This window comes from Streptomyces sp. NPDC042002 (assembly GCF_055588305.1).
Genome location: NZ_JBVJCT010000005.1, coordinates 335,281 through 361,167 on the forward strand (window position 1 = coordinate 335,281; position 25,887 = coordinate 361,167).

The 25,887-nt window shown below is 73.5% G+C and carries 15 protein-coding genes; 11 read left to right on the forward strand and 4 right to left on the reverse strand.

Annotated elements, in window-relative coordinates:
* Positions 1-65: 65 nt before the first annotated feature.
* On the reverse strand, positions 66-1,310 hold the full coding sequence (locus ACZ6KY_RS11440) for a serine/threonine-protein kinase (RefSeq protein WP_469310083.1): 1,245 nt from the start codon (positions 1,308-1,310) through the stop codon (positions 66-68).
* 105 nt (positions 1,311-1,415) lie between these two features.
* Positions 1,416-3,095, reverse strand: coding sequence for a serine/threonine-protein kinase (locus ACZ6KY_RS11445; RefSeq protein WP_469310084.1), 1,680 nt, complete (start codon positions 3,093-3,095; stop codon positions 1,416-1,418).
* Between the two features lie 512 nt (positions 3,096-3,607).
* On the opposite strand from ACZ6KY_RS11445, the gene ACZ6KY_RS11450 reads away from it, so the two are divergent.
* The 9 genes from ACZ6KY_RS11450 to ACZ6KY_RS11490 all read left to right on the forward strand — a co-directional run bounded on the left by ACZ6KY_RS11450 (position 3,608) and on the right by ACZ6KY_RS11490 (position 21,943).
* Entirely contained in the window at positions 3,608-7,525 is a 3,918-nt protein-coding gene (locus ACZ6KY_RS11450) for an FHA domain-containing protein (RefSeq protein ID WP_469310085.1), read from the forward strand.
* 498 nt (positions 7,526-8,023) lie between these two features.
* Positions 8,024-9,439: an ABC transporter substrate-binding protein gene (locus tag ACZ6KY_RS11455; RefSeq protein ID WP_469310086.1), complete on the forward strand. Its 1,416-nt coding sequence runs from the start codon at positions 8,024-8,026 to the stop codon at positions 9,437-9,439.
* Positions 9,440-9,446: 7 nt separating this feature from the next.
* Complete coding sequence (locus ACZ6KY_RS11460) at positions 9,447-10,787, forward strand: carbohydrate ABC transporter permease (protein WP_469310087.1); 1,341 nt, start codon at positions 9,447-9,449, stop codon at positions 10,785-10,787.
* Positions 10,788-10,875: 88 nt separating this feature from the next.
* Positions 10,876-11,787 carry a carbohydrate ABC transporter permease gene (locus tag ACZ6KY_RS11465; RefSeq protein ID WP_469310088.1) on the forward strand — a complete coding sequence of 304 codons (912 nt, stop codon included), beginning with the start codon at positions 10,876-10,878 and terminating at the stop codon, positions 11,785-11,787.
* A gap of 151 nt (positions 11,788-11,938) precedes the next feature.
* Positions 11,939-14,245: a bifunctional glycosyltransferase/CDP-glycerol:glycerophosphate glycerophosphotransferase gene (locus tag ACZ6KY_RS11470; protein WP_469310089.1), complete on the forward strand. Its 2,307-nt coding sequence runs from the start codon at positions 11,939-11,941 to the stop codon at positions 14,243-14,245.
* Between the two features lie 123 nt (positions 14,246-14,368).
* Complete coding sequence (locus ACZ6KY_RS11475; RefSeq protein ID WP_469310090.1) at positions 14,369-16,528, forward strand: CDP-glycerol glycerophosphotransferase family protein; 2,160 nt, start codon at positions 14,369-14,371, stop codon at positions 16,526-16,528.
* Position 16,529: 1 nt separating this feature from the next.
* Positions 16,530-18,746, forward strand: coding sequence for a bifunctional glycosyltransferase/CDP-glycerol:glycerophosphate glycerophosphotransferase (locus ACZ6KY_RS11480; protein ID WP_469310091.1), 2,217 nt, complete (start codon positions 16,530-16,532; stop codon positions 18,744-18,746).
* Between the two features lie 158 nt (positions 18,747-18,904).
* On the forward strand, positions 18,905-20,161 hold the full coding sequence (locus tag ACZ6KY_RS11485) for a hypothetical protein (protein WP_469310137.1): 1,257 nt from the start codon (positions 18,905-18,907) through the stop codon (positions 20,159-20,161).
* An 84-nt stretch (positions 20,162-20,245) separates the two neighbouring features.
* Complete coding sequence (locus ACZ6KY_RS11490; protein WP_469310092.1) at positions 20,246-21,943, forward strand: hypothetical protein; 1,698 nt, start codon at positions 20,246-20,248, stop codon at positions 21,941-21,943.
* A 43-nt stretch (positions 21,944-21,986) separates the two neighbouring features.
* Here ACZ6KY_RS11490 and ACZ6KY_RS11495 read toward each other — a convergent pair whose 3' ends face one another.
* Positions 21,987-22,400 (reverse strand): organic hydroperoxide resistance protein, encoded by a 414-nt coding sequence (locus ACZ6KY_RS11495; RefSeq protein WP_469310093.1) that lies wholly within the window; start codon positions 22,398-22,400, stop codon positions 21,987-21,989.
* 125 nt (positions 22,401-22,525) lie between these two features.
* On the opposite strand from ACZ6KY_RS11495, the gene ACZ6KY_RS11500 reads away from it, so the two are divergent.
* Positions 22,526-23,023, forward strand: coding sequence for a MarR family winged helix-turn-helix transcriptional regulator (locus tag ACZ6KY_RS11500; RefSeq protein ID WP_469310094.1), 498 nt, complete (start codon positions 22,526-22,528; stop codon positions 23,021-23,023).
* On the opposite strand, the gene ACZ6KY_RS11505 is transcribed toward ACZ6KY_RS11500, so the two are convergent.
* Positions 22,917-24,506, reverse strand: a complete 1,590-nt coding sequence (locus tag ACZ6KY_RS11505; RefSeq protein ID WP_469310095.1) for a glycosyltransferase family 39 protein — start codon at positions 24,504-24,506, stop codon at positions 22,917-22,919. The genes ACZ6KY_RS11500 and ACZ6KY_RS11505 overlap by 107 nt on opposite strands.
* A 93-nt stretch (positions 24,507-24,599) precedes the next feature.
* On the opposite strand from ACZ6KY_RS11505, the gene ACZ6KY_RS11510 reads away from it, so the two are divergent.
* Positions 24,600-25,868: a glycosyltransferase 87 family protein gene (locus ACZ6KY_RS11510; protein WP_469310096.1), complete on the forward strand. Its 1,269-nt coding sequence runs from the start codon at positions 24,600-24,602 to the stop codon at positions 25,866-25,868.
* The last annotated feature ends 19 nt before the right edge of the window (positions 25,869-25,887 follow it).

Sequence of the window (25,887 nt, forward strand, 5' to 3'; positions counted from 1 at the left end):
CGGTTACGACAACCGGGCCTCGCCCTTCGCCCCCGAGGGGCCTCGCCTCGCCCCTGCCCGGGAGGTCAGGGGGAGGCCGGGGCCGAGTTCTTCGTGTCCTGGGGGGTCGCGTCGGCGCCGTCACCGGAGGTGGCGAGCCAGGTGCCGACGCCCACCGCGGTGACCAGGACGACCGCCGCCGCCCCCAGCGTGATCCGCCGCCGGCGGGCGGAGGCACGGTGCCGGGCGGACCCGGGCCGGGGCGCGCCCGCGGCGCGGGGCGCCCGAGCCGTTCCCCGGGCCCCGCCGGCCAGCTCGTCGGGCGCCGGCACCCGCATCGAGGTGTGCGTGTCCCGGTTCGAGTCGGGCGCGGCCCCCGGCACGAGGGGGACGGCCCCGCGCCGCTCACGTGCCGCCGCGGGCGCGGACGGCGCCGCGGTCTCCTCGTACTCCTCGTCCCCGTCCTCGGACTCCGCGTCCGGCGAGTCCACGTCCAGCGGCGGCATCCCGGCCAGCATCGGCAGCTGCTCCCGCAGCCGCGCCCCCAGCTCGGACGCCCGCAGCCGGGACGCGGGCGCCTTGGCCAGGCACTGCACGATCAGCTGCCACAGCTCGTCCGGGATGCCCGGGAGCGGGACCACGGTCTCCGTGACATGGCGGCGCAGGACCGCGCCGGGGTGTCCGCCCCCGAAGGGCGTGAAACCGGCGAGCAGCTCGTAGAGCACGGTCGCCAGCGCGTAGATGTCGACGGCGGCGCGCGGCGGCAGGCCCTCGATGATCTCGGGTGCCAGGTAGTCCGGCGTACCGATGATCTTCGTGACCCGGGTCCGGCGCGGTGAGTCGATGAGCTTGGCCACACCGAAGTCGGTCAGGAGGGCCGGGTGGGAGCCGCCGGGGCCGAGCGGGCCCTGCATGTCGAGCAGGACGTTCTCGGGCTTCACGTCGCGGTGGACGACGCCGGCGGCGTGCGCGGCGGCGAGTCCGTCCGCGACGTCGGCGACGATCGCGACCGCGGCCTCGGGGGCGAGCCGCCGCTCCCGGTCGAGCCGGGTGCGCAGGTCGGTGCCCCGTACGAGATCCATGACGAGGGCGAGGTCGTTGCCGTCCACCACCAGGTCGCGGACCGCCACCACGTGGGGATCGTCGAGACCGAGCAGTGCGGTGCGCTCCTGCACGAAGCGTCCCACCAGCTCCTGGTCGGACGCGAGGTCCTCGCGCAGCAGCTTGATGGCGACGGGCCCCTCGGGTCCCTCGCCCAGCCACACCGTGCCGGCGCTCCCCCGCCCCAGGATCTGGTGCGCGGTGTACCTGCTGCCGATCTTGCGTGCCAAGACTGCTCCTACAGACGCGTGTTGCCGCTTAAAGTACGCGCCCGCGGAGCCAACCTTCACTCCCGAGACCGAAATCACCCGTCAGATATCGACAAATCCCCAGAGTCAGTTGCCCGAGGAGGTGTTCGAGCCGAGATCGCCGATCCAACTGCTGACCTGGTCGTACCTGTGGGTCAGCTCGCCCCAGAAACTCCTGGTGGAGTGGATCCAGTGCTGGAGAGGACTGAACTCCCAGACCAGCCAGCCGGCGACGAACAGGATGATGATCGTGAACAGGCACCCCTTGAGGCAGCCCAGCCCCGGGATCTTCATGGGGTTGGCGCCTCGCTGCCTGGGCTCGCGCGGCGCGGGCTGCTGGGGCCGCTGCGGCTCGGGCGCGTACCGCTGCGGCTGGGGCTGCCGCTGCGGCTCGGGGGCGTAGCGCTGCGGCTGCTGCTGGTGCTGCGGCGCGTACTGCTGCTGCTGTTGTTGCTGCTGCTGCCCCTGCGGGTATCCGTAGCCGGGCGGCGGCTGCTGGCCTCGCTGCGGACGCTGCTGCTGGGGCTGCTGCTGCGGCCGTGCGACCTGCCGCTGGGGGCGGCGGCGCAGCGGGTCCTCGTTCGGGTCGAGGTACTGGACCTGCGTCTGTTCGTTGCGGTCGCGGGCCGCGCGGAGCTGGTTCTGCCAGGGGTGCGGGTCCTCGCCCTGGCCGGGCTGTCCGCCCGGTCCGCCCGGCTGGTGCTGCGGCACGGGCGGCAGCACGGCGGTCGGGTCGGCGGCGCCGGAGGTGTGCGGCAGCACGCTGGTCGCGCCGTACGGGTCGTAGGAGCCCGCGCCCTGCGGAAGCACCTGCGTGGGGTCGGCCGCGCCGGGCATGCCCGGGACGGGCGCCGGGGCCGGGTCGGGGGCCAGCAGGGCGCCCACGCCGTCGGCGGCGGCGATCTGCGCGGGGGTCGCGTGCACGCCGACGCCCGCGGCGACGGCGCGCAGTCCGCGCGCGAGGTTCTCGGCGCTGGGCCGCTCGTCGGGGTTCTTGCGCAGGCAGCGCTCTATGACCGTCCACAGCGGGTCAGGGACGGTCGAGGGGCGGCGCGGTTCGGCGCTCAGGTGCTGGTGGAGCACTTCGAGGGCGGATCCGCCGGCGAACGGCGGGCGCCCGGTGACCAGCTCGTACATCAGGATGCCCGCGCCGTAGATGTCGACGGCGGACGTCTGCGGGCGTCCCTCGGCGGACTCCGGGGCGACATACGCGGGCGTGCCGACGAATTCGTGGGTGCGGGTGAGGCCGGGGGAATCGGCGAGCCGCGCGATGCCGAAGTCGGTCAGCATCGGGTGCATCCCGCCGCCGTCCTGCTTGAGCAGGACGTTCGCGGGCTTCAGGTCGCGGTGCACGACGCCGTCGGCGTGGCTGGCGGCGAGGGCGTCGGCGACCTGGGCGGTCAGCAGGGCGGCGGCGACGGGCGAGAACGGCCCGTTCTCGCGCAGGTAGCGGTGCAGGTCGGGGCCGTCGACCAGGTCCATGACGAGGGCGAGGAGATCGCCTTCGACGACGAGGTCGCGTACGCGCACGATGTTCGGGTGGGTCAGGCGCAGCAGCACCGACCGCTCCCGGAGGAACCGCATCACGATGTCCGCGTCGCTCGCGAGCTCTTCCTTCAGGACCTTGATCGCCACGGTCTCGCCGGGCTGGCCGGCGACGGCCGCCTCGGCGCCCGCGGTCTCCCGCTGGCGGGCTCGCCAGACCGTGCCTGTGGCGCCGCGCCCCAGCGGCTCCTCAAGGAGATACTTGCTCCCTACCGGCCGCACGTCATGCGCTCCCTGTTGCTTGCTCTGCCTGGTCCGTCCACCGTGATCACCGTGGTACAGGAGTTTCCGACCCACTGTAGTGCCGCCCTGCCCGGCACAGGGCTGTCCTCCTCGTGTGCTTTCCCATAGGTCCCATGCGCACCTGTGGTCCGCATAAGCGCTTACGTATGCGTCCCCGTTGTTGTTCGACGGTCCACGGACCAGGGTCCACGGAAAGTCGCTCGCTCGTGTTCGACGGAAAGACGCTCACTCCGGTCGGTTGGTTGCCGGGGCCGGGCGTGACCGATCTCAAGCGGACACCCGGCGGGCATTGGTCAGGCACTTTTACGGGCAGAGCCGACCAATCAAGATCACTTACGGGTGGGGGGCGGGCGTGTTGTCAGTGGCAGGTGCGAGGATGCCTCCAGTACTGGCCGACGTGCCCGTGTGCGGTGGGGGAATCTGCGGTGGGGGACCGCAGCGCAGCCTCGTCCTCGTCGCGGACACCTGCGCGGAAGGGACCCCTGACGGCGATGCAGATCCGGCTGACCGTCGTAGACCCGCTGGGCCCGCCCTCGGAACCGCGGGGGCGAGCCACGGCCTGCGATGTGCTGGTCACCGCGCCCGCCGGGACGGCGCTGGCCGCGGTCGCGTCGGGGCTGGCCGCGGCGGTCGGGGGAAGCGGCGGGGGTACCTCCCAGGGCGAGCGGGGCCGTGAGCCCGGCGGGGGCCAGATCGTGCTCTACGCGGGCGCGGAGCGGCTCGACGCCCAGCGCTGCACACTCGGCGAGCCGCCGCTGACCGACGGGGCCGTGCTCTGTCTGGGCGCGCCCGCCGAGCCCGGTCCCGACCTGGACACCGTCTCGGCCCAGCTCCATGTGGTCGCCGGACCCGACGCCGGCGGTGTGCACCTGCTGCACGGCGGCCAGATCCGCATCGGCCGCTCCGCGGACGCCGACGTGCCCCTGGACGACCCGGACGTGTCCCGCCTGCACTGCGCGATCACGGTCACCCCCGAGGGCCGCGTCTCGGTCGCCGACACCGGCTCCACGAACGGCACGACACTCGACGGCTCCCGCGTCGGCGGCCGTCCGATCCCCTTCACCGAGGGCGCGCTGCTGCGCGTCGGCGAGTCCGCCCTGCGGCTCGCCCCGCCGGGAGGCCCGGGCGTCGTGGAGACGGCGCCGGACGGCGAAGGCCATGTGCGAGTACGGGCCGGGTCGGCCGAGGACGGTCCCTCCGGGGTCGACGGGTCCGACGGGTCCGACCGATTCGATGGGCACGGCGACCGGGCGGGCGCCGGGACCGCCGCCCGGCCGGGCGCGCCCTCCTCGGCGCCGGATGCGCCGCGGCAGCCGCGCGGTGCCGTCCCCCACGCGCGCGGGGAGAGCGCCTCCCTCGCGCAGGGCGGTGCTCTGCCGCCCATGGGCGAGACGCATCACGCGTACGGGACCGCGGAGTGGGGGGCCTCCGGTGGCGGCGTCCCCGGAGCGCTGGAGCACGGACGGGCGGTGCCCCCCGCCGTCCCGGAGCAGGGCGGAGCACCCCGGATCGAGAGCAGGCCGCCAGGCACGACGGCGGAGGGCCGCGGTTCCGGCCCCGCTGCCTCCACGCGCGGGGCGGGTCGCGCCGACGGGCCCGCGGAGACTTCCGGTGGACGGCACGGAACGGAGACCGCGAACGCGGGGAACTCCGGCCCCCGGGCCGCCGACGCGTCCGGCACCTTCGGAGCGGGCATCCCGGGTGCGCGCAAAGGCACGCCGACGCGGGGCACGGACATCCCGCCGGGGGAGCGCAGGCGGGGCGGCATCGGCGCGTGGGCCCGGCGGCTGGCCGGCGGCCGCGGCGGACCGGCCGGGACCGCGCGCGAGGCGTACGACGACGGAGCCGTCGCGGTGGACGAACTCCTTCCCGCGGTACGGCGCTCGCCCGAGAGCTGGCCCGACCCGGCGACCCTGCTGCTCACCGCGCTGGGCCCGGGTCCCCGGCTGTGGGAGCGGGGTCCAGGACACCCCGAGGCGCTGACGGTGCGGCTGGGCACGGCCGACCGGGCGGCGCCGGACGGCTCGGGCCTGCTCCCCGCGGTGCCGGTGACCGCCGGGCTCCGGGAGGCCGGCTCACTGGGCCTGGCCGGACCGCGGGCGCGTCTCGCGGGGCTGGCCCGCGCGGTCGTCGCGCAGCTCGCCGCGCTGCACTCCCCCGACACCCTGGAAATCGTCCTCATCAGCACCGACCGGGCCCGCACGGTGGAGGAGCGCAGCGCCGAGTGGTCCTGGCTCGGCTGGCTCCCGCATCTGCGTCCCGCCCACGGCCAGGACTGCCGTCTCCTTCTCGCGTACGACCGTGAGCAGGCGGCGGCGCGCACCGACGAACTCCTGCGCCGTCTGGAGGACCGCCTCGCGGAGGCGGAGGGCGCGCCGGGCAGCCGTGGCCCGCTGCCCGGAAGCGCGGGCGCGACCGTTCCGGCCGCCCGGTCCGGGACGCATGACGACGACGGGCGTGTCGCCCCGGTCGGCGACGACGGCCCGCGGGGCCCGGTGCGGCGTCCCTCCTGGGCACGCGCCGACGACACGGACGACGGCTACGACGGCCCGTTCACGGTGGTAGTCGTGGACGGCGACCCCGGGAGCGCCGACGTACGGGAGGCCGTGATGCGCCTCGCGCACGAGGGAGCGCGGGCCGGAATCCATCTGGTGTGCCTCGCCGAGACCGCGGCGGCGTCGCCCGCGTCGCCGGTGACGGAGACGTACGAGGCGGCCTGCGCGGCCTCGCCGGCCTTCCGCGAGTGCGGGGCGGTGGCGCTGCTCAGCGGGGACGTGGCGACGGCGCTGCGGCTGATGCGGGTGGCACCGGGCGGTACCGGCGAGCGCTCCCCGGAGGGCGCGCCGCACGCGGGAGCCTTCCACGCCGACTCCCGGCACGGCGGACCCACCAGCGCCGGACCCGACCGCACCGGACGCGGGCCCGCGCACACCGGATCACCGCGCTCCGGGCCCACGCACACCGCGCCGTCGCACTCCGGTCCCCGGCACGACGGATCCACCCACAAGGGCATCCCTCACCCCGGAGCCGCGGGGCGAACGGGTTCCGGAGGCGGTGCGGGACCCGCCGGCACCACCGCGCCGCGCACGGTCCGTACGTCCTCCGGCATGGCCGGACAGCCGCCGCGCGGCCCCGTGGGCCATGGCACCGTCGCCGCCGTGGACGCCGTGTCCCTCGCCTGGGCCGAGCGGTTCGCCCGGTCCCTCGCCCCGCTGCGGACGGACGGAGCGCTCGGGGACCGGCACACGCGCGTGTCCGCGCCCTTGCCCCAGATGGCGCGCCTGCTCGACGAGTTGGGGCTGGCGCGGGCCACCCCCGCCTCCCTGATGGCGCGTTGGGCGGACGCCGCGGACGACTCCGAGGCGTTCGGCGGACGGGCACGGGCCGTGCTCGGCGCCGGACCGCGCGGACCCGTCGCCGTCGACCTGCCCGTCGAGGGCCCGCACCTGCTGATCGAGGGCCCGCCGGGCAGCGGCCGTACGGAACTGCTGCGCTCGGTCGCCGCGTCCCTCGCCGCCGCCGAACGGCCCGACCGGCTCGGAATAGTCCTGATGGACGGACGCGACGGCACGGGAGGTCATGGCGCGGCGAACGGCGGGGAAGGACTTCAGGTCTGCACGGACCTGCCGCACGTCACCACGCACCTGACGGCCAACGACCCTGTACGGATGCGGGAGTTCGCCCAGTCGCTGAGTGCCGAGCTGAAGCGGCGGTCCGAGCTGCTGGGCCGGCTCGGCTTCGCGGAGTGGCACGCCGGGCGGACGGTCCCCGGCCGGATCGTGGCCCAGCGCTCGGCCGGGACCTCGTCCCTGGGCGCCTCGGACCTCGACACACCGGCCAGCTCGACGCTGCGGCTGCGGCCCGCCGCCGCACGGCAGCGGACCGAGCCGGGGCCCGCGCTGGCCCGCCTGGTCGTGGTCGTCGACGATCTGGACGCCCTGCTGTCACCACCGCTCGGGTCCCCGGGACGCCCGGCGGCCGGTTCGGTCGTACGGGCGCTGGAGGCCGTCGCCCGGGAAGGGGACCGGCTCGGGGTGCACCTCGTGGCCGCGTCCGGTGTCGGCGGCCGTACGGGGGCGTCGGAACTGGCGCGTTCCGCCGCGTTGCGCGTCACTCTCGAAGCACCGTCGCCCGGACCCGAGGAACCCGCCCCCGGGCGGGGCCGGCTGCTGCGTCCGGACGGCCGGGAGACGCCGTTCCAGGGCGGGCGGGTCACGGGGCGCATTCCCCGTACGGCCACGCTCCGACCCACGGTCGTCCCCCTGGAGTGGCACCGCATGGGCGACCCGCCGGCCCGCCGCCCGGTCCGCGAGCTGGGCAACGGTCCGACGGACCTGGCCCTGCTCGCCAGCGCCCTGGAGCGGGCCGCGCGTTCCGTCTCCGCGGTCGAGATGCCGTCCCTGCTGTAGCCCGCGCGTCGGGACCGGCCGCGGTCCAACCCGCGCGTCACGGGACCGGCACCGCTCCAACCCGCACGTCACGGGACCGGCCCTACTCCAACCCGCAGCGCTGCTCCTGCCCGCACATCACGGGGCGCGTTGCTGCGGCCCCCGCGTCGCGGGGCGCGCGCTGCTCCAGCCCGCGCCTCACGGGTCACCCGGTGCTGCGGAGCACGCGTCACGCCGGGCGCGGGCGCGCAGTGCCGCGGCCCCCGCGTGCCACGGCGCCTCTTCGGGCCCCGCGCGTCACCGCGCCGGGCCCGGCGCCGGTGCGCGCGCCGGGGTCACGGGGCAAACCGGCATACCTCTTTTGTGCGCTTCGGTTTCCCTGACCTCACGTCACGACCCAATCACGATCGCCTACTTGACAGCACCGGCGGTCTTGCCGCCCCCGAGCGACCTGGCGTAGACCGGAGCCCACGGGGCAGCCGCTTTGACGTTCAACGAAGAACGAAGAACGGGGCAGTGATGCGCAGCAATCCTCAGATACGCAGGTCGCCCGATCACTCCACGCGCCGCTCGCGCAGAGCCGCACAGGCCGCCGCGGCCGCCGTCGTCGCGGGTGCTCTCACGCTCACGGCCTGCGGTGGCAGCGGCGGTGGCAAGGACAAGGGAGACAACAGCGGCACGGGTACGCAGAGCGGCGGCACCGACTCGGGCTCCGTCACCCTCCCCAAGCTCGACGGCGCCACCCTGGAAGTCGCCGCCGTGTGGACAGGGGCGGAACAGGCCAACTTCAAGAAGGTGCTGGCGGAGTTCGAGAAGCGCACCGGCGCGAAGGTCACCTTCGTACCGGCGCAGGACCCGATCATCAACTTCCTCGGTTCGAAGATCGCGGGCGGAGCGCCCCCGGACGTGGCGCTGCTCCCCCAGGTCGGCGCGGTCAAGCAGGCCGTCGAGAAGAAGTGGGCGAAGCCCGTCGGCGCGGACGCGCAGGCGCAGTTGACGAAGAACTACTCACAGGGCTGGCAGGACCTCGGCAAGGTCGACGGCAAGCAGTACGCCGTGTACTTCAAGGCCGCCAACAAGTCGCTGGTCTGGTACAACACCAAGGTCTTCGAGAACGCGGGGGCCAAGGAGCCCAAGACCTGGAAGGAGTTCCTGACCGCCGCGCGGACGATCTACGACTCCGGTGTCACCCCCGTCTCGATCGGCGGCGCCGACGGCTGGACGCTCACCGACTGGTTCGAGAACATCTATCTCTCCCAGGCGGGCCCCGAGAAGTACGACCAGCTCGCCCAGCACAAGATCAAGTGGACGGATCCGTCCGTGAAGGACGCGTTGACCACGCTCGCCCAGCTGTGGGGGAACAAGAACTACATCGCGGGCGGCCCGGACGGCGCGCTCCAGACGGAGTTCCCGGCCTCGGTGACCCAGACGTTCACCGGCGGCGACCAGCCGAAGGCGGGCATGGTCTTCGAGGGCGACTTCGTGGGCGTCAACATCGCGGAGACCAAGGCGAAGATCGGGACGGACGCGAAGGTGTTCCCGTTCCCGGCCGTGGGTGACAAGGCGCCCGTGGTGAGCGGCGGCGACGCGGCCGTGCTGCTGAAGGAGTCCAAGGCGGGCCAGGCGCTGCTGACCTTCCTCGCCTCGCCCGACGCGGCGACGATCTGGGCGAAGCTCGGCGGCTATCTCTCCCCCGACAAGAACGTGGCCGAGTCCGCCTATCCGAACGCCGTCCAGCGGTCCATGGCGAAGGCGCTGATCGCGGCCGGCGACGACTTCCGCTTCGACATGTCCGACCAGGCCCCGCAGTCCTTCGGCGGAACGCCCGGCAAGGGCGAGTGGAAGGACCTACAGGATTTCCTGAAGAACCCGAAGAACGTGGCGGGGACACAGGCGAAGCTCGAATCGGACGCCGCAGCGGCCTACAAGGGCTGATCCGGCCATGACGTCGGCAACGGCCGGGGGCACCGCACCGGTGCCCCCGGCCCGTACACGCAAGAGCGTGACCGGGACCCGCAAGGCGGTGGTGGCGCTGTTCCTGCTGCCCGCCCTGGTGCTGCTCGGCGCGCTCGTGGTCTACCCGATCGGGTACTCGGTCGTCCGCAGCTTCTACGACCAACAGGGCGACGGATTCGCCGGGTTCGACAACTACAAGGCGCTGTTCACCGACGACGGCATCCGCACCGCGCTCAAGAACAACATCATCTGGGTGGTGTTCGCCCCGACGGTCGCGACCGCGCTGGGGCTGGTCTTCGCGGTGCTCACCGAACGGGTGCGCTGGGGAACGGCGTTCAAACTGGTCGTCTTCATGCCGATGGCGATCTCGATGCTCGCGGCGGGCATCATCTTCCGGCTGGTGTACGACCAGGACCCGGCCAAGGGGGTCGCGAACGCGGTGTGGGTGGGGGTGCACGACACCTTCGCCCCGTCGTCGGCGTTCCCGAAGGCCCACCCGGGCCGGCAGTCGCCGCTGGAGGCGGAGAAGGGCGGCTTCGTCACCCGGGGGGCCGTGCACACCGGGCAGTCCGTCACCCTGCCGCTCGTCGGGGTCGCCCCGGACCAGTTGCCGGGCGGCGCCAAGAAGGCCGTCCGGGCCGCGTCCGAGCCCGGCAGGATCACCGGGACGGCCTGGCAGGACTTCACCCGCGGCAAGGGCGTCGGCCGGCTGGGCCAGGTGGACGCGGGCGAACTGGGCTACTCCGGGATGAGGATCGAGGCGGTCAAGGACGGCAGGGTCGTCGACACGGCGAAGGCCGGGGACGACGGCACGTTCTCGCTCTCGGGCAAGGCGGACGGAGCCCGGCTGCGGCTCCCGGCGAGCAACTTCAAGGAGCCGTACAACGGCGTCGACTGGCTGGGTCCGTCCCTGGTCACCCCCGCCATCATCGGCAGTTACGTCTGGATGTGGGCGGGCTTCGCGATGGTGCTGATCGCGGCGGGGCTCGCGGGTGTGCCGCGCGAACTGCTCGAAGCGGCCCGGGTCGACGGGGCGAACGAGTGGCAGGTGTTCCGCAGGATCACCGTGCCACTGCTCGCGCCGGTGCTCGCGGTCGTCGCCGTGACCTTGATGATCAATGTGCTGAAGGTCTTCGACCTGGTCTTCATCATCGCGCCGGGCTCCTCCCAGGACGACGCCAACGTGCTGGCCCTGGAGCTGTACCGCAAGGGCTTCTCGGAGGACCAGCCGGGCATCGCGAGCGCCATCGCGGTGTTCCTGCTCCTGCTGGTGATCCCGGTGATGCTGTTCAACGTTCGCAGGCTGAGGCGGGAGGTGCGGCGGTGAGCCCAAGCCTCTTTTCCGGCCGGGGGTCCGGGGGTCGTCCCCCGGGAGGACACAGCAACGTTCGCAGGCTGAGGCGGGAGGTGCGGCGATGACCACGCATGCCGGACGGCTGGCGGAGACCGTACCCGCCACGGCCGTGAACAGGGCGAGGCCCTCACTCGGTTCGCGGATCGCGAGCCGTGCCGGCGGGGGCGTCGTCCGCGTCTTCCTGCTGCTCGTCGGCCTGTTCTGGCTGGTGCCGACGATCGGGCTGCTGCTGTCCTCGCTGCGCAGGCCCGAGGACATGAGCGCGAGCGGCTGGTGGAAGGTGTTCACCACGCCCTCGCAGCTCACCGTGGACAGCTACCAGAAGCTCCTGGAGAACAGCGACATCACCAACTCGCTGCTCAACACGGTGCTGATCACGGTCCCGGCGACGCTCCTGGTCGTCGTCATCGGCTCGCTCGCGGGATACGCCTTCGCCTGGATGGAGTTCCCGGGCCGCGACTGGTGGTTCCTCGGCGTGGTCGGTCTGCTGGTCGTGCCGGTTCAGGTGGCGCTGATCCCGATCGCCGAACTCTTCGGGAAGATAGGCGTCTTCGGGTCGATCACCGGCGTGGTCCTCTTCCACGTCGGATACGGCCTGCCCTTCGCGGTGTTCCTGCTGCGGAACTTCTTCGCGGAGATCCCGCGGGAGCTCCTGGAGGCGGCCCGGCTGGACGGCGCGGGTGAACTGCGCCTGTTCGTACGGGTCGTGATGCCGCTCGGCGGTCCCGCCATCGCCTCGCTGGGCATCTTCCAGTTCCTGTGGGTGTGGAACGACATGCTGGTCGCGCTGGTGTTCTCCGACTCGGGGAGCCAGCCCATCACGGTCGCGCTCCAGACGCAGGTACGCCAGTTCGGCAACAACATCGATGTGCTGGCGCCGGGCGCCTTCATCTCGATGGTGATCCCGCTGGCCGTGTTCTTCGCGTTCCAGCGGCAGTTCGTCTCCGGAGTGATGGCGGGCGCGGTCAAGTAGGCAGGTCCCGGACGTGTTTGAGGGGCGGGCCGGACACCGGCCCGCCCCTCGCCGTTCACCCGGCATCCCCCGGATGCCACATCTGGCGTAACCAAATCACCCCTTCGGCCGTTCCCGGGCAGGTATGCCCGCGCCGACCCATGGATGTCCGTTGCCCAGGTTCAGTGTCATCGTCCCCGCGTACAAGGTTCAGGCGTACCTGCACGAGTGCCTTGAATCCGTACTCGATCAGTCCTACCTGGATCTCGAACTCATCGCGGTCGACGACTGTTCGCCCGACGCCTGCGGGACGATCATCGACGAGTTCGCGGCCCGCGACGCCCGCGTCCTCGCCGTGCACCTCCCGGAGAACGTGGGCCTCGGTCGTGCCCGCAACGCCGGTCTCGAACGCGCCACCGGCGACTACCTGGTCTTCCTGGACAGCGACGACAGTCTCACTCCGGACGCGCTGCGGGCCATCGCCGACCGGCTGAAGGAGACCGGCGACCCGGACGTCCTGGTCTACGACTACGCGCGCACGTTCTGGTCGGGCGAGGTCGTACGCAACCAGGTCTCGGCGCAGCTCACCGAGGAGGGCCCGGCGCCGTTCCGGCTGGACGAGCGGCCCGGACTGCTCCGGCTGCTGATGGTGGTGTGGAACAAGGCCTACCGCCGGGAGTTCGTCGAGCGCGCGGGCCTCACCTTCCCGCCCGGCTACTACGAGGACACGCCCTGGACGTATCCGGCGCTGATGTCCGCCGAGACGATCGCCACCCTCGACCGGGTCTGTGTGCACTACCGCCAGCGGCGGCACGGCAGCATCCTCGGCACCAGCAGCCGTCAGCACTTCGACGTCTTCGAGCAGTACGACCGTGTCTTCGCGCATGTCGACGCGCACCCGGAGCTGGACCGGTGGCGCCCGGTGCTGTTCCGGCGCATGGTCGACCACTTCGCCACCGTGTTCGTGAAGCGGGGCCGGCTGCCGCGCGCCGCCCGGGCCGAGTTCCTGCGCAAGGCCCGTACGCACTACCGCCGTTACCGCGTCCCGGGCACACCGCTCGGCCCCCGCACCCGGCTGCGGCACGCGCTGGTCGGGCTCGGCACGCATCGCACGTACCGGCTGCTCTCCTTCCTGTCGCGGGTCCGCAAGAGAGCCGTGCGGCTGACCACCGGGCTGCTGCGCACGATGCGCGGCGCCGCGCTCCAGTTCCACTACCGCGTGCAGCTCCGCCTCCCGCTGCGCGCCGACCGTGCCGTCTTCTCCAGCTACTGGGGCCGGGGCCACGGCTGCAATCCGGGCGCCCTGGAGTCCGCGTTCCGCAGTTTCGCGCCGCACATCCGCACGGCGTGGATCGCGCACCTCGAACACCACCACACGATCCCGGCCGCGACGGTCCGGCTACGTCCCGGCACGGCCGGGTACTGGACGGCGCTCGCCCGCTCCAAGTACCTGGTGAACAACGTCAACTTCGACCGGCGGCTGGTCAAGCGGCCCGGCCAGATCATGATCCAGACGCAGCACGGGACGCCGCTCAAGCGGATGGGGCTCGACCTCCAGGACCGCCCGGCCGCCGCGGGCGGCACCGACTTCGCCGAACTGCTGCGCGGCGCCGACACATGGGACTACTGCCTGTCCGCCAACCGCCACTCCACGCTGGTCTGGGAGCGCGTCTTCCCCTCCACGTACACGACGCTGGAGTACGGGCTGCCGCGCAACGACGTGTTCCAGCACGCGACGTCGGCCGACGTGGAGCGGCTGCGCGACTCGCTCGGCATCCCCGCGGGCACGGTCGCCGTGCTGTACGCGCCGACCCACCGCGACTACCGGCGCGCCCAGCGCCGCGCCCTGGACCTGGAGCGGGTGCTGCGCCGGCTGGGCCCGCGCTTCGTGGTGCTGACCCGCGCCCATCACACGTACGGGGCGCCGCTCACGGACACCGCGGGCGGCCGGATCATCGACGTGTCCGGCCATCCGAGCGTCGAGTCGCTGTGCCTCGCCTCGGACGTGCTGGTCACCGACTACTCGTCCCTGATGTTCGACTACGCGGTCCTGGACCGGCCGATCGTCGTCCTCGCCGACGACTGGGAGGCGTACGAGGCGGCCCGCGGCACCTACTTCGACCTGCGCGCCTTCCCGCCGGGCGCGGTCGCGCGCAGTGAGGACGAGCTGATCGACATCCTCGCGACCGGGCACTGGCGCGGCTCGCGCTCCGCGCAGCTGCGGGCCGCGTTCCGCGAGCGGTTCTGCCCGTACGACGACGGGCGCGCCGCCGAACGTGTCGTACGGCATGTGGTGCTCGGCGAGACGGCGACGCTGCCGCCGTTCGTCCCGTTCGCCGAGCGCGGGCCGGTCCCCTCGGCCGCGGCGGTCCTCCCCCGCGTTCCGGGCTCCGCCCTGCCGGCGGAAGCCCCCGCCGCCGCGCCGCTCGGGAACGTTCCGGCTCCGGGTGCCGCCGTTCCCCTGACCGAGACCCTCTGAACCGGAGTCCGCGTGCCCTCCAGTCCCTCGCGGCCCACGCCCACCCGGCCCTCCACCTGGCGGCCGACCGGGCGCCCCGGGCGATGAATCCCCCGTTCGGCGCCCCTTGAGAGAAAGAGCAGAATGCCCCGCTTCAGCGTCATCGTCCCCACCTTCGCAGTCGCCGGGCGACTGGCCCGCGCGCTGGACTCGGTCCTGGCCCAGTCCTTCGGCGACTTCGAGCTGATCCCGGTCTGCGACGAGCCGGACTCCCCGGCCGCGGCGGTCGCCGCCGCGTACGCGGCACGGGACTCCCGGGTGGCCCCGGTCCATTCGCCCCCGTCGGGCGGGCTGAGCGCGGCGCGCAACGCCGGGATCGCCGCGGCGAAGGGCGCGTATCTGCTCTTCCTCGACGGTGACGACGACCTGGTGCCGGGTGCGCTGGGCGCCCTGGACGCGGGACTCCCGGCCGGTGTGGACGTCCTCTGGTTCGGGCATCAGCGGGTGCACTGGTGGGAGGGCGAGCCGAGCACGCCCCCGCTGGACAAGGCCCCGGAGGTGCTGGGCGTGCACGTTCCGGCGTGGAGCGCCGCGTACCGCCGCGACTTCCTCGCCGAGCACGGACTCGCCTTCCCCGAAGGACATTTCACGGACGCGGGCTGGGGCGGCCTGGTGACGGTGGCGGCGGAGCGGTCGGCCCTGCTGCGCACGGTGTGCGTACGGCATCATCTGCGCCGTCAGGGCAGCCGGCTCAACGAGCCGGGCGAGCACCACTTCGAACTCCTCGACCAGGTCGAACGGGTCCTCGTCCGGGCCTCGGAGCGGACCCTGCCCGCGGCCCGGTCGAAGGCGCTGTTCGGGCAGCTCTTCTCCCTGGTGCTGAAGACGGCGGCGCACCCGGCCCGGGTGCCCGCGGGCCGCCGCCGGGCCTTCTTCCGCCGGGCGGGCAAGCTCTACCGGCGCCACCGCCCGGCCGGGTTCCGGGTGCCGGCGGGCAGTCTCGGAGTGCAGCACCGGCTGCTCGCGGCGGGCGCGTACAGCGCGTTCCGCGCCCTGCGCGGCACGAACCGGGCCGTCTCCGGCGTGGTCCGGCGGGTGCCCCGGGCGAGAACGCTGCGCACCCGCGCGCTCTACGCCGCCCAGTTGCGCCGCCCCCTCGACGAGAACCTCGCGGTGTACTGCGCTTACTGGGGCCGGGGTTACGCCTGCAACCCGGCGGCGATCCACGCCAAGGCCCGCGAACTCGCCCCGCACATCCGCTCGGTGTTCCTGGTCGAGCCGGAGGCGGTGGACGCGCTGCCGAAGGACGTCGAGCACGCGGTGATCGGGAGCCGGCGCGGCTGGGAGGTACTGGCCCGCGCCAAGTACCTGGTCAACAACGCCAACTTCGCGGACGGGGTGGTCAAACGCCCCGGCAGTGTGCACGTCCAGACCCAGCACGGCACACCGCTGAAGAAGATGGGCGTCGACCAGTCGACGTATCCGGTGGTGGCCGCCGCGACCGGCAGCTTCGCCAAGCTGCTGTCCCGGGTGGACCGCTGGGACTACAACCTCTCGTCCAACCGGCACTCCACCCAGATGTGGGAGCGGGCCTTCCCCGGCGGCTACGAGGCCCTGGAGTACGGCTATCCGCGCAACGACGTGTACTGCACGGCGACCGCCGAGGACGTGACCCGGGTCCGCGAACGGCTCGGGGTGCCCGAGGGCAAGACGGCGCTGCTGTACGCGCCCACGCACCGTGACTACAGCACCGGCTTCGAGTCCCGGCTCGACCTGGAGGCCCTCTGCGAGCAGATCGGCGAGGAGTTCGTCGTCCTGCTGCGCGCCCACTACTTCTACGACGAGGGCCGCGGGCGCGGCAGCGGGCGGATCATCGACGTGACCGGGCACCGGTCCTCCGAGGACGTCTGTCTGGCCGCCGACGCGCTGATCACGGACTACTCGTCGATCATGTTCGACTACGCCAACCTCGACCGCCCGATCGTCGTGTACGCGGACGACTGGGAGGTCTACCGGGAGACGCGGGGCGTCTACTTCGACGTGCTGGAGGAGCCGCCGGGCCGGGTGGCGCGCACTCCGGGCGAGCTGGCCGCGCTCTTCACCGACGGCTCCTACGCGGATCCGGCCGCCGCCGCGCTGCGGGCCCGGTTCCGTGAGCGTTTCTGCCAGTTCGACGACGGCAGGGCCGCCGAGCGGGTCGTGCGCAGAGTGCTGCTGGGCGAACCCCCCGAGGCGATCCCGCCCGTCCTGCCGCTCGCCGAACGTGTCCCGGCTCCCGCCGCGTCCACCCTCGTAAGGAGCTGACGTGCCCCGCTTCAGCATCATCGTCCCGGTCTTCAAGGTGCAGGGCTTTCTGCGCGAGTGTCTCGACTCGGTCCTGGAGCAGTCGTTCACGGACCTCGAGGTCATCGCCGTCGACGACTGTTCCCCTGACGGCTGCGGCGAGATCCTCGACGCGTACGCGGCCCGCGATCCGCGTGTACGGGTGCTGCACCTGCCGGAGAACGTGGGGCTCGGCCGCGCCCGCAACGCCGGAATGCCGCTCGCCGGCGGGGACTACCTGCTCTTCCTGGACAGCGACGACACCCTCACGCCGGGCGCGCTGCGCGCCGTCGCCGACCGGCTGGACGAGACCGCCGACCCGGATGTGCTGGTCTTCGACTACGCGCGCACCTACTGGTGGGGCGGCACCCGCAGGAACGTGCTCGCACGGGTCCTCGCGGAGGCCGGTGCCGGCACCTTCACGGCGGCCGAACATCCGGAGATCCTCGACCTGTTGATGGTGGTGTGGAACAAGGTCCACCGCCGCGCGTTCGTCGAACGGGAGGGCTTCGCCTTCCCTCCCGGGTACTACGAGGACACGCCCTGGACGTTCCCGGTGATGCTGAGTGCCGGACGGATCGCGACCCTTGACCGGATCTGTCTGGCCTACCGCCAGCGCCGCCAGGGCAACATCCTGTCCACCACCAGCCGCAAGCACTTCGACATCCACGACCAGTACGAGCGGGTCTTCGCGTTCGTCGGCTCCCGCCCGCGGCTGTCGGGCTGGCGCCCCTATCTGCACCACAAGATGGGCGAGCACTGTCTCGACATCCTGTCCAAGGAGGACCGGCTTCCGGAAGAGGACAAGGCCGAGTTCTTCCGGCTGACGGCCGCGCTCTTCCGCAAGCACAAGAGCGGTCCCGTGCCGCCCGAACTGCGCGTCCTGGAGGGCGGTTTCACCCGCTACCGGGTGCGGCGGCAGGCGGGCCGCGCGGGCCGGGAGCTCGCCCTGCGCGGGCAGCAGGCACGCCGGATCGTCGCCACGCGCGTCAAGCGCGGCTGGTCCGCGGCGCACGAACACCGGCCGCTGGACCCGCACTTGGCGGTGTACTCGGCGTTCTCGCACCGGGGGGTCCTCGGTGATCCAGGGGCGGTGTACGCCGCGGCGCGGGAGCTCGCCCCGCAGCTGCGCGGGGTGTGGGTGGTGCGGGACGAGGAACAGGCGGCGCTGCTGCCGCCGGACACCGAGCACGTGCTGCTCGACTCGCTGCGCTACCGCCAGGTCACCGCGCGGGCCACGTACTTCGTGAACAACGTCAACTGGCCCGGCACACTGGTCAAGCGCCCCGGCAGCGTCCACATCCACACCCATCAGGGCACCCCGCTGAAGTACATGGCCGCGGACCTGCTGCACAAGCCGGGCGCCCGGCACGGCCTCGACGTTCCGCAGATGCTGCGCCGCGCCGACCGCTGGGACTACAGCCTGGTCGCCAACCGGCACTCGGAGCTGGTCTGGGACCGCGCCTACCCCTGCCACTTCACCTCGCTGCGCACCGGCAGCCCCCGCAACGACGTCCTCGTGCGGGCCCGCCCCGAGGACGGGGCCGGGGCGGCGGTCCGCGCCCGGCTCGGGATCCCGGCCGGCGACCGGGTGGTGCTGTACGCGCCGACGCGCCGCGACTATCTCCGCGGCGGCCATGCCGACCGGCTCGACCTGGCCCGGTTCGCGGACGATCTCGGCACGGGCCACACCCTCGTCGTACGGCTGCATCCCTCGCTCGCGGACGGTCCGGCGCGCGGGATGGGGCTGGCCGAACTGCACCGGCGCGGTGTCGTGGTCGACGCGACCGACGAACCGTGCGTCGAGGATCTGATGCTCGCCTCCGACGCCCTGGTGACCGACTACTCGGCCCTCATGTTCGACTACGCCAACCTGGACCGGCCGATCGCGCTCCTCGCCGACGACTGGGGCGCGTACGCGGCGAGCCGGGGTGCCTACTTCGACATCACGGCCGACGCGCCGGGCCATGTGGCGCGCTCCCAGCGGGAGTTGACGTGGCTGTTCGCGTCGGGGGCCTGGCGGGACGGTGAGTCGGCGCGGCTGCGGGCGGGATTCCGGGAGCGGTTCTGCGAGTTCGACGACGGGCGGGCCGCCGAGCGGGTGGTGCGGACGCTGATGCTCGGCGAGCGGGCCGGGGAGCCGGCCGCGGTCGTCCCGGTGCCCGCGCAGGCGGGCCACGACGTCCTGATGTCCTCATGAGCGGCCCCGTGAACGGCCCCGTGAACGGCCACGCGAGCGGCCCCATGAACGGCGACGCGAGCGGTGCCACGAGCGGCTCCTCCGGCGCCCCCGTGACCGCGCGTCCCCGCCGGACCTGGGCGCGGGGCCTGCGCGCACCGCGTTCGGCCCGCGCCGGGGTGATCCTGATCGCCGCCGTCTTCGCCGTCCTCCAGCTCGCCAACCTCACCGGCCGGGACACCCCCGACACCAAGAACTACCTCTCGTACGCGCTGAGTCTGCGCGGCGAGAGCAAGCAGGAGGCCGCCGCGCGGACGATCGACTACGTCTGCGCGAGCAAGGCGTCCGTCGCACGGCGCGGCCAGGCCGTCGACGTGGTGCGCTTCCACCACGCGAGTCCGACCCGGCGGGTCGTCGCTCAGTGCCGGCGCGAGCAGTGGCGGGGCGTGTCCGCGCGGCTCGCGGCCGGGGAGACGGCGGGACACACCGTGCCGTTCATGCCGGCCCGCTTCATGCGGATCTTCGAGGCGCGGCCGGGGTATCCGGTCCTGCTGGTGCCGTTCGTCACGGTGCTCGGGGTGACCTGGGGCCTGTGGGCGGCGGGCGTCGCCGTGACGGTGGCCGGGGGCGTGCTCGTCTTCCTCGTCCTGCGCACCCTGCGCACCTCCACCGGCGCGGCCCTGACGGGGCAGGCGCTCTTCTACGTCCTGCCGTGCGGTACCACGGCGATGCGCCCGATGACCGAGGGCCTGATGATGGCGGTGACCCTGGCGGCGCTGTGGGGCTGCGCGCTGGTGCTGGAGGGCCGTGCGCGGGCCGGGATCTGGCTGGCCGGCGGCTCCCTGGCGGTCCTCTTCACGGTGAAGCACTCGCAGGCGCTGTTCCTCGGGCTGTGCCTGGCCGCCGCCTGCGCGGTGCTCCTGGTCCGCGGCCGCCGGTGGGACGGGCCGCTGCGGACCCTCGGGGCGGTGGCCGGCTGCGGCGTGCTGGCCACCCTGCTGCTCGCGAAGGCGCTGCACTACCCGTCCGAGTCGGAGAGCGTGCAGGACCTGCTCACGGGGCATTACGCCCGCCCGGACCGCGCCCGTCCGTGGCCGGAGTTCCTCCATCTGGAGGTCGCCTTCTGGGTGGAGTGGGCGCGCCGCCAGTTCTGGGAGCCGCTGTTCCTGACGGCCGTGGTGGCGGCCGGGTGGGGGGCGCTGCGCCGGCATCCCGCCTTCGCCGGTTTCCTGCTGGCGGCGGCGGGCACCGGGGTGCTCAACCAGGCCGCGCACCCCGACATCAACGTCTGGGGAGACCGGCTGATCGTGCTGCTGTGGCTGCTGCCCGTGGTGGGCCTTCCGCTGCTCCTCGACGCGGTCGTCCGGCCGGGCGTGCGGGCGCTCGGCGGCACGGTTCCGGGGCCGTCGCGCCGGGACACCCAGGTCGCCCGTTGAGGTGATCCTGGGCTAGGCGGCCGAGCGCGGCGGGCATATACGGCAGATGCCAGAAACCGCCGGTCCCGTCTCCCCCACCGCCCGATGAGCGCCGATGTCGTCGTCCGGCGGGGTGCTGTCCGCGGTGCGACCGCGCTGCGCGGCACAGGCACCTGGCGTCCGACGCCGTACCAGGTCTTCGGCGGCCTGTTCTGGCTGGTGATGACGCTCGCCTACTGGCGGATCCCGCTGTGCTGCGACGCGGGACAGCACGCGGCGGTCGTCGAACGGCTGCGGGCGCACCTGCTCCACCCGCGGCACCCGATGGCGGACCTGCCGGGCGCGGGCAGCCCGTACTACTCGCCGTACGCGGTGGCGCAGGGCGCCTTCGCCCGGCTGACCGGTCTCGGCGGCTGGGCGGTGGTGCGCCTGTCCGGACCCGTCAACCTGCTGGTGCTGCTGACCGGCGTCGGCCGCTTCACGCGGGTGCTGACGCCCCGTCGCCGGGCGCCGGTCCTCTGCCTGTCCGCGATGGTGCTGCTGTGGGGCACCGACCGGGCCTGGTGGAGCGGCTACCTCGGGCTGATGTCGATGACCGGCGACCTCGGCTATCCCTCGACGTTCGCCATCGGACTGGCCTTCTGGGCCTGGGCGTTCACGGGCACGCGCGCGGCGGGCACCGGGGGCCTCGTCCGGTACGTGGGCCCGAGCGGCCTCAGAGGCTGGTGGGGGTACGCGGCCCTCGGCGCCCTGTACGGACTGATCCTGCTGGTGCATCCGATCACGTCGGTCGCGGCGGTGCTCGGCGCGGTGGCGTTCGTGGCGGGCTGCCAACGCGGCTGGCGGCCCGCCGTGGCGGGCCGGTGGCTGGTGACGGGCGCGGTGGCGCTCCTCGTCGCGTACGGCTGGCCGTACTTCGACGTGTTCGCGCTGACCGGGGACCGCAGCGTGGACGCCATGCACGAGCGGCTGTACGACGGGATGCCCGGACACTTCTGGCTGGCCCTGACCGGGGTGCCCGCCCTGTGGCTGCGGGCCCGGCGCGCCCGGCGGAGCGAGGGACACGGGTGGCGCGATCCCCTGGTGCTGATGTTCGCGCTGGAGTGCGCGGCGGTGGCGTACGGCTGGGTGAGCGGGCACTACACGTACGGCAGGATCCTCGGGCTCACGCTGGTGCCGCTCCAGTTCGCGCTCGGGGTGGAGCTGGCGGCGCCGCGTCCGTGGGGTCCGGGGCGGCGGCTGCTGGGCGGGACCGCGGCCGCCTGCGCGCTGACCGGCTTCCTGACCGTGCAGGCCGGGGCGGTGGTGCCGCGCTCGCTCGACCCGGTCGGCTTCGACCAGCCGCCGCGCTGGCCGACGTACGACTGGGCGGCGCGGCACATCCGGCCCGGCGAGGCGGTCATCGCGGACGGGTACTACTCCGTCCACCTGATCGCGGGCTACGGCCCGGATCTCGCCGCGCCCGCCTGGCCCGACCCCGCCCTCGCCGAGGGCGAGCGGCTGCGCCGGCTCGCGGCGGTCCGCGCCTACCTCGCCCCGTCCTCGACCCGCGCCGAGCGCACCGCCGTCGCCCGCCGGTACCACGTCCGCTGGCTGCTGCTGACGCGCTGGCGGCGGGTGCCCGAGGAGGCGACGGTGGTGGCGTGGAGCCGGGAGACCGGGGAGGTGCTGGCCCGGATCGGCACGGGGTCCGGCCCGGTCACGGGCCGGGAAACGGGCACCCGCGCCGGTGCCCGCACAGGCACGGGCGCGGGCGCGGGGACCGGCACGGAGGCCGGTGCTGCGGTCCGCCTGGCCCGATGACGCCCTGCCCGGGCCGTGCGATGACGGGCCGTGCGATGACGAGTTACTCGATGACGAGCTCGACGGCGATGTTGCCGCGGGTGGCGTTGGAGTAGGGGCAGACCTGGTGGGCCTGCTCGACGAGCTTGCGGCCGGTCGCCTCGTCCACGGTGTCGGGCAGCTCGACGCGGAGCGTGACGGCCAGGCCGAAGCCCTCGCCCTGCTTGCCGATGCTCACCTCGCCGGTCACCGCGGCCTGGGTGACGTCGACCTTCGCGGCACGGCCGACCAGGCCGAGGGCGCTCGCGAAACAGGCGGCGTAACCGGCGGCGAACAGCTGCTCGGGGTTGGTCCCCTGGCCGCTGCCGCCCATCTCCACCGGAATGCCCAGCTGGAGGTCGAGCGTGCCGTCGGAGCTGACGGCGCGGCCCTCGCGGCCGTGGGTGGCGGTGGCGACAGCGGTGTAGAGCGCGTCCATGGGGACCGTCCCTCTCAAGTCGAAATCCTGGCGGGGGCTGCCGGTACGACGGCCCCACGACCAGAATTAGAGCACACAATTCAGTTGTGCACAACTAAATTGCTCGCAAGAGCTATCCTGGGGGCATGACCGCGACGCCCGCCCCGAGCCCCGAGGCCCCCGCGGCGGGGGACTTCCTCCGCCTCGACGAGCAGATCTGCTTCTCGCTGAACGCCGCCTCACGCGCCTTCGGCGGTGTCTACCGCGTACTCCTGAAGAACCTCGGGCTCACCTACCCGCAGTACCTGGTGATGCTGGTGCTCTGGGAGCACGGCGAGCTGCCCGTGAAGAAGGTCGGCGAGCATCTGCGGCTCGACTCGGGGACCCTGTCGCCGCTGCTGAAGCGGCTGGAGGCAGCGGGGCTCGTACGGCGGGAGCGCAGCGCGCGGGACGAGCGGTCCGTGCGGGTCCAGCTCACCGAGGAGGGGGCCGCGCTCCGGGAGCGCGCGCTGTCCGTGCCGCGCCGGATCGCGGCCGCTACCGGGGCGGACCTGGAGGAGATCCGAGAGCTCCGGGCCCGGCTCGACCGGCTGACGGCGGCACTGGACGAGGCCGCCCTGTCGGAGGCGCCGGGATGTACGTAGGCCTGCGCACATAGAGGCGCAGTGTCACCCCGCTGCGGACGACCTGCTCCCTGGGCGTGAACTCCTCGTCGACCACGGCCAGTTTGGCCCGCTCGGTCGGACTTCCCGGGGACCAGGCCCGACGCGTCGCGAAGGGCGCGGCGACCAGCCAGACACGGTCGAGCCGGTCCAGCCTGCGGCGCAGTTCAGCGGGATCCGCCTCCAGGCCGTACAGCGTGCCGGAGGCGGGCGCGGGGACGCTCAGCGCGATGTCGCGGATCCCGCTGAAGCCCTTGGGGTACGCGAGTGCCGCGCGCCGCGCGAGCGACGGCAGGAACAGCACCGGGTCGCCGGGGCGCAGTTCACGGTGGGCCACGGCGGAGACGGCGGCCAGGTTGTCGGGACGGCGGTCGGGGCGGCGGTCCTGGCGCAGCAGCGGGAGCTGGACGGCGAAGACGAGGGTCACGGCGAGGACGCCGGTGAGGACCGCGTGGGGCAGCGGCCGCGGCAGCCGCGTCGCGAGGTGGTCGGCTCCGGCGGCCGCGAGGAGCGGGGCCCCGGCGAGGGCGTAGAGGACGTACCGCTCGTCGTAGAGCGGCCGCCAGTGCGACACCGTCAGCAGCACCGCGGGGGGCACGGTCACCAGGGGCAGGGCGACGGCCGCGAGCGAGAGCGTGCCGCGCGGGGTCCGGGCCGGCCGGAGCGCGAGGGCGACGAGGACCAGGTACGGCAGGATCACGAGCCGGGCCGGGCCGGTGAACAGCCCGAGCAGGCGCTCCGCGCTCCCGAGGCCGGTCCGTGGCAGCCAGGCGACCTGCGCGGACTGCTCCCGCGAGACCAGGACCAGGGGCACCAGCACCAGGACCACGGCCGCGGCGGCGAGGAGCCAGGCCCGCCACACCCGCGCCGGTACGCGGCCGAACGCCAGCGTCGCGGCATGGGCGAGGAGCAGGAGCAGCGCCATCTCGTGCAGCAGACAGGTGGCGGCGACCGTGGCTCCGTAAGCGCGCCAGGGTCCGGCCCTGGTGGACCGGGCGGCCCGTACCAGCAGCAGGGTCGCTCCGGCCGCCCCGGCCGCGACGAGCGCGTAGGAACGGCCCTCCTGGGCGAAGTGGCCGGCCATGGGTGTGACCGAGTACAGCAGGCCCGCCCACAGGCCGACGCGCGGGCGGCACAGGCGCACCCCGAGGGCGGCCACGAGCCCGGCGGCCGCGGCGGCGCCGCAGACGGAGGGCAGGCGCAGGGCGATCTCGCCGGGGCGCGCGGCGAGGACGGCGTGCATCAGGAGGTAGTACAGGCCGTGCACGGCGTCCACGGTGTGCAGCAGATGCCAGATCTGCGGCACCGAGCGCCGCGCGACCTGGAAGGTCACCGCCTCGTCGCGCCACATGCCGCCGCGGTCGAGCCCCCAGAGCCCGATGACGAGCATCGCCAGGGCGGGCAGGACGACGGCCACCGCCTCCGGACGCCGAGCCGCCGAGCGCCTCACCCACGCATACACCATGGGAACGATTTTTTGCTATTAAACAACTTTTGACCGGCATTGACGGCGTATCACACCGTGCGACCCATCCATGCGGCTTACGATCCGGGCTTGATGAGCGTCTTCCGGAACCACCGCCCGCTTGCCCTCGCCGCCGCCTGGCTCGCCACCCGCGCCCTGATGCTGTGGCTCCTCGCCCACGACGACCTCGCGCCGCTCGGCAGGGGCGGGGTGTCCAGCGAGGTGGGTCATCTGTACTTCCGCTGGTACGGCGTCCTGTCGCGGGGCGCGTTCCCGGTGGGCGACCGGCTGTGGCAGTACCCGCCGGGCGCCGGCCCGGTACTGCTGGCGCCCGCGCTGCTGCCGCGGCTGACGTACTTCACGGCGTTCGTGACGCTCACGCTCGCCGCCGACGCGGTGATCGCCGTCGCCCTCACGCGCGCGGGACGGCGGCCCGGCCGCAGTCTGCGCGGCGCCCGGCTGTGGGTGCTGGGGCTGCCCCTGCTGCTGCACCTCCCGCTCGCCCGGTACGACGTGCAGGTCACCGCCTTCGCCGTGGTCTCCCTGCTGACGCTCCCGCGCCGCCCGCGCGTGTCCGGCGCCTTCGCCGCGATGGGGGCCCTGGTGAAGGTCTGGCCCGCGCTGGCGCTCATCGGAACACCCCGGGGCCGCACCACCCGGGAGGTGTGGACATCGGCGGCGGTCAGCGCCGCCGCGCTGCTCGCCGTCCTCACGGCCGTCTTCAGCGGCCCGTTCGACTTCCTGCGCCAGCAGAGCGGCCGGGGTGTGCAGATCGAGTCCCTCGGCGGCACGGTGCTGGGCTTCGCGCGCCGCGCCGGATGGCCGGGGACGGTCCGCTACCAGTACGGCGCGATGGAGTTCGTCGGGCCGTACGTCGGCGCGGTCGCGGCCTGCTCGCTCGCGCTGACGGTCGCCGCGTTCGGGCTCGTGCTGCTGTGGCGGATGCGGGCACGGCGCTGGACGACGGCCACCCCGTACGACGCGGCGCTCACCGCCGTCCTGCTGTTCACCGTGACGAGCCGGGTGATCAGTCCCCAGTACATGGTGTGGCTGCTGGGCCTGGCCGCCGTCTGCCTGACCTCGCGGCACACCACGCAACGCCCGGTCGCCGCGCTGATCGTGGCGGCGACGGCGGTCAGCTCGGTGGTGTACCCGGTGCTGTACGGCGAAGTGGTGCGCAGCACCTGGACGGGCTGCCTGCTGATGCTCGTACGCAACGGGCTGCTGGCGACGGCGGCGGGAGTGTCGCTCGTACGGCTGTGGCGGTCGGGCCCGTCCACGACCGCCGGGGACCGCACCACGCCGACCAGGCGGGCGCACACTCCACACCGGATTCCCGCCGGGCTCCGAACAAGACAGTGACTGCCTCTTAACGGAGAAT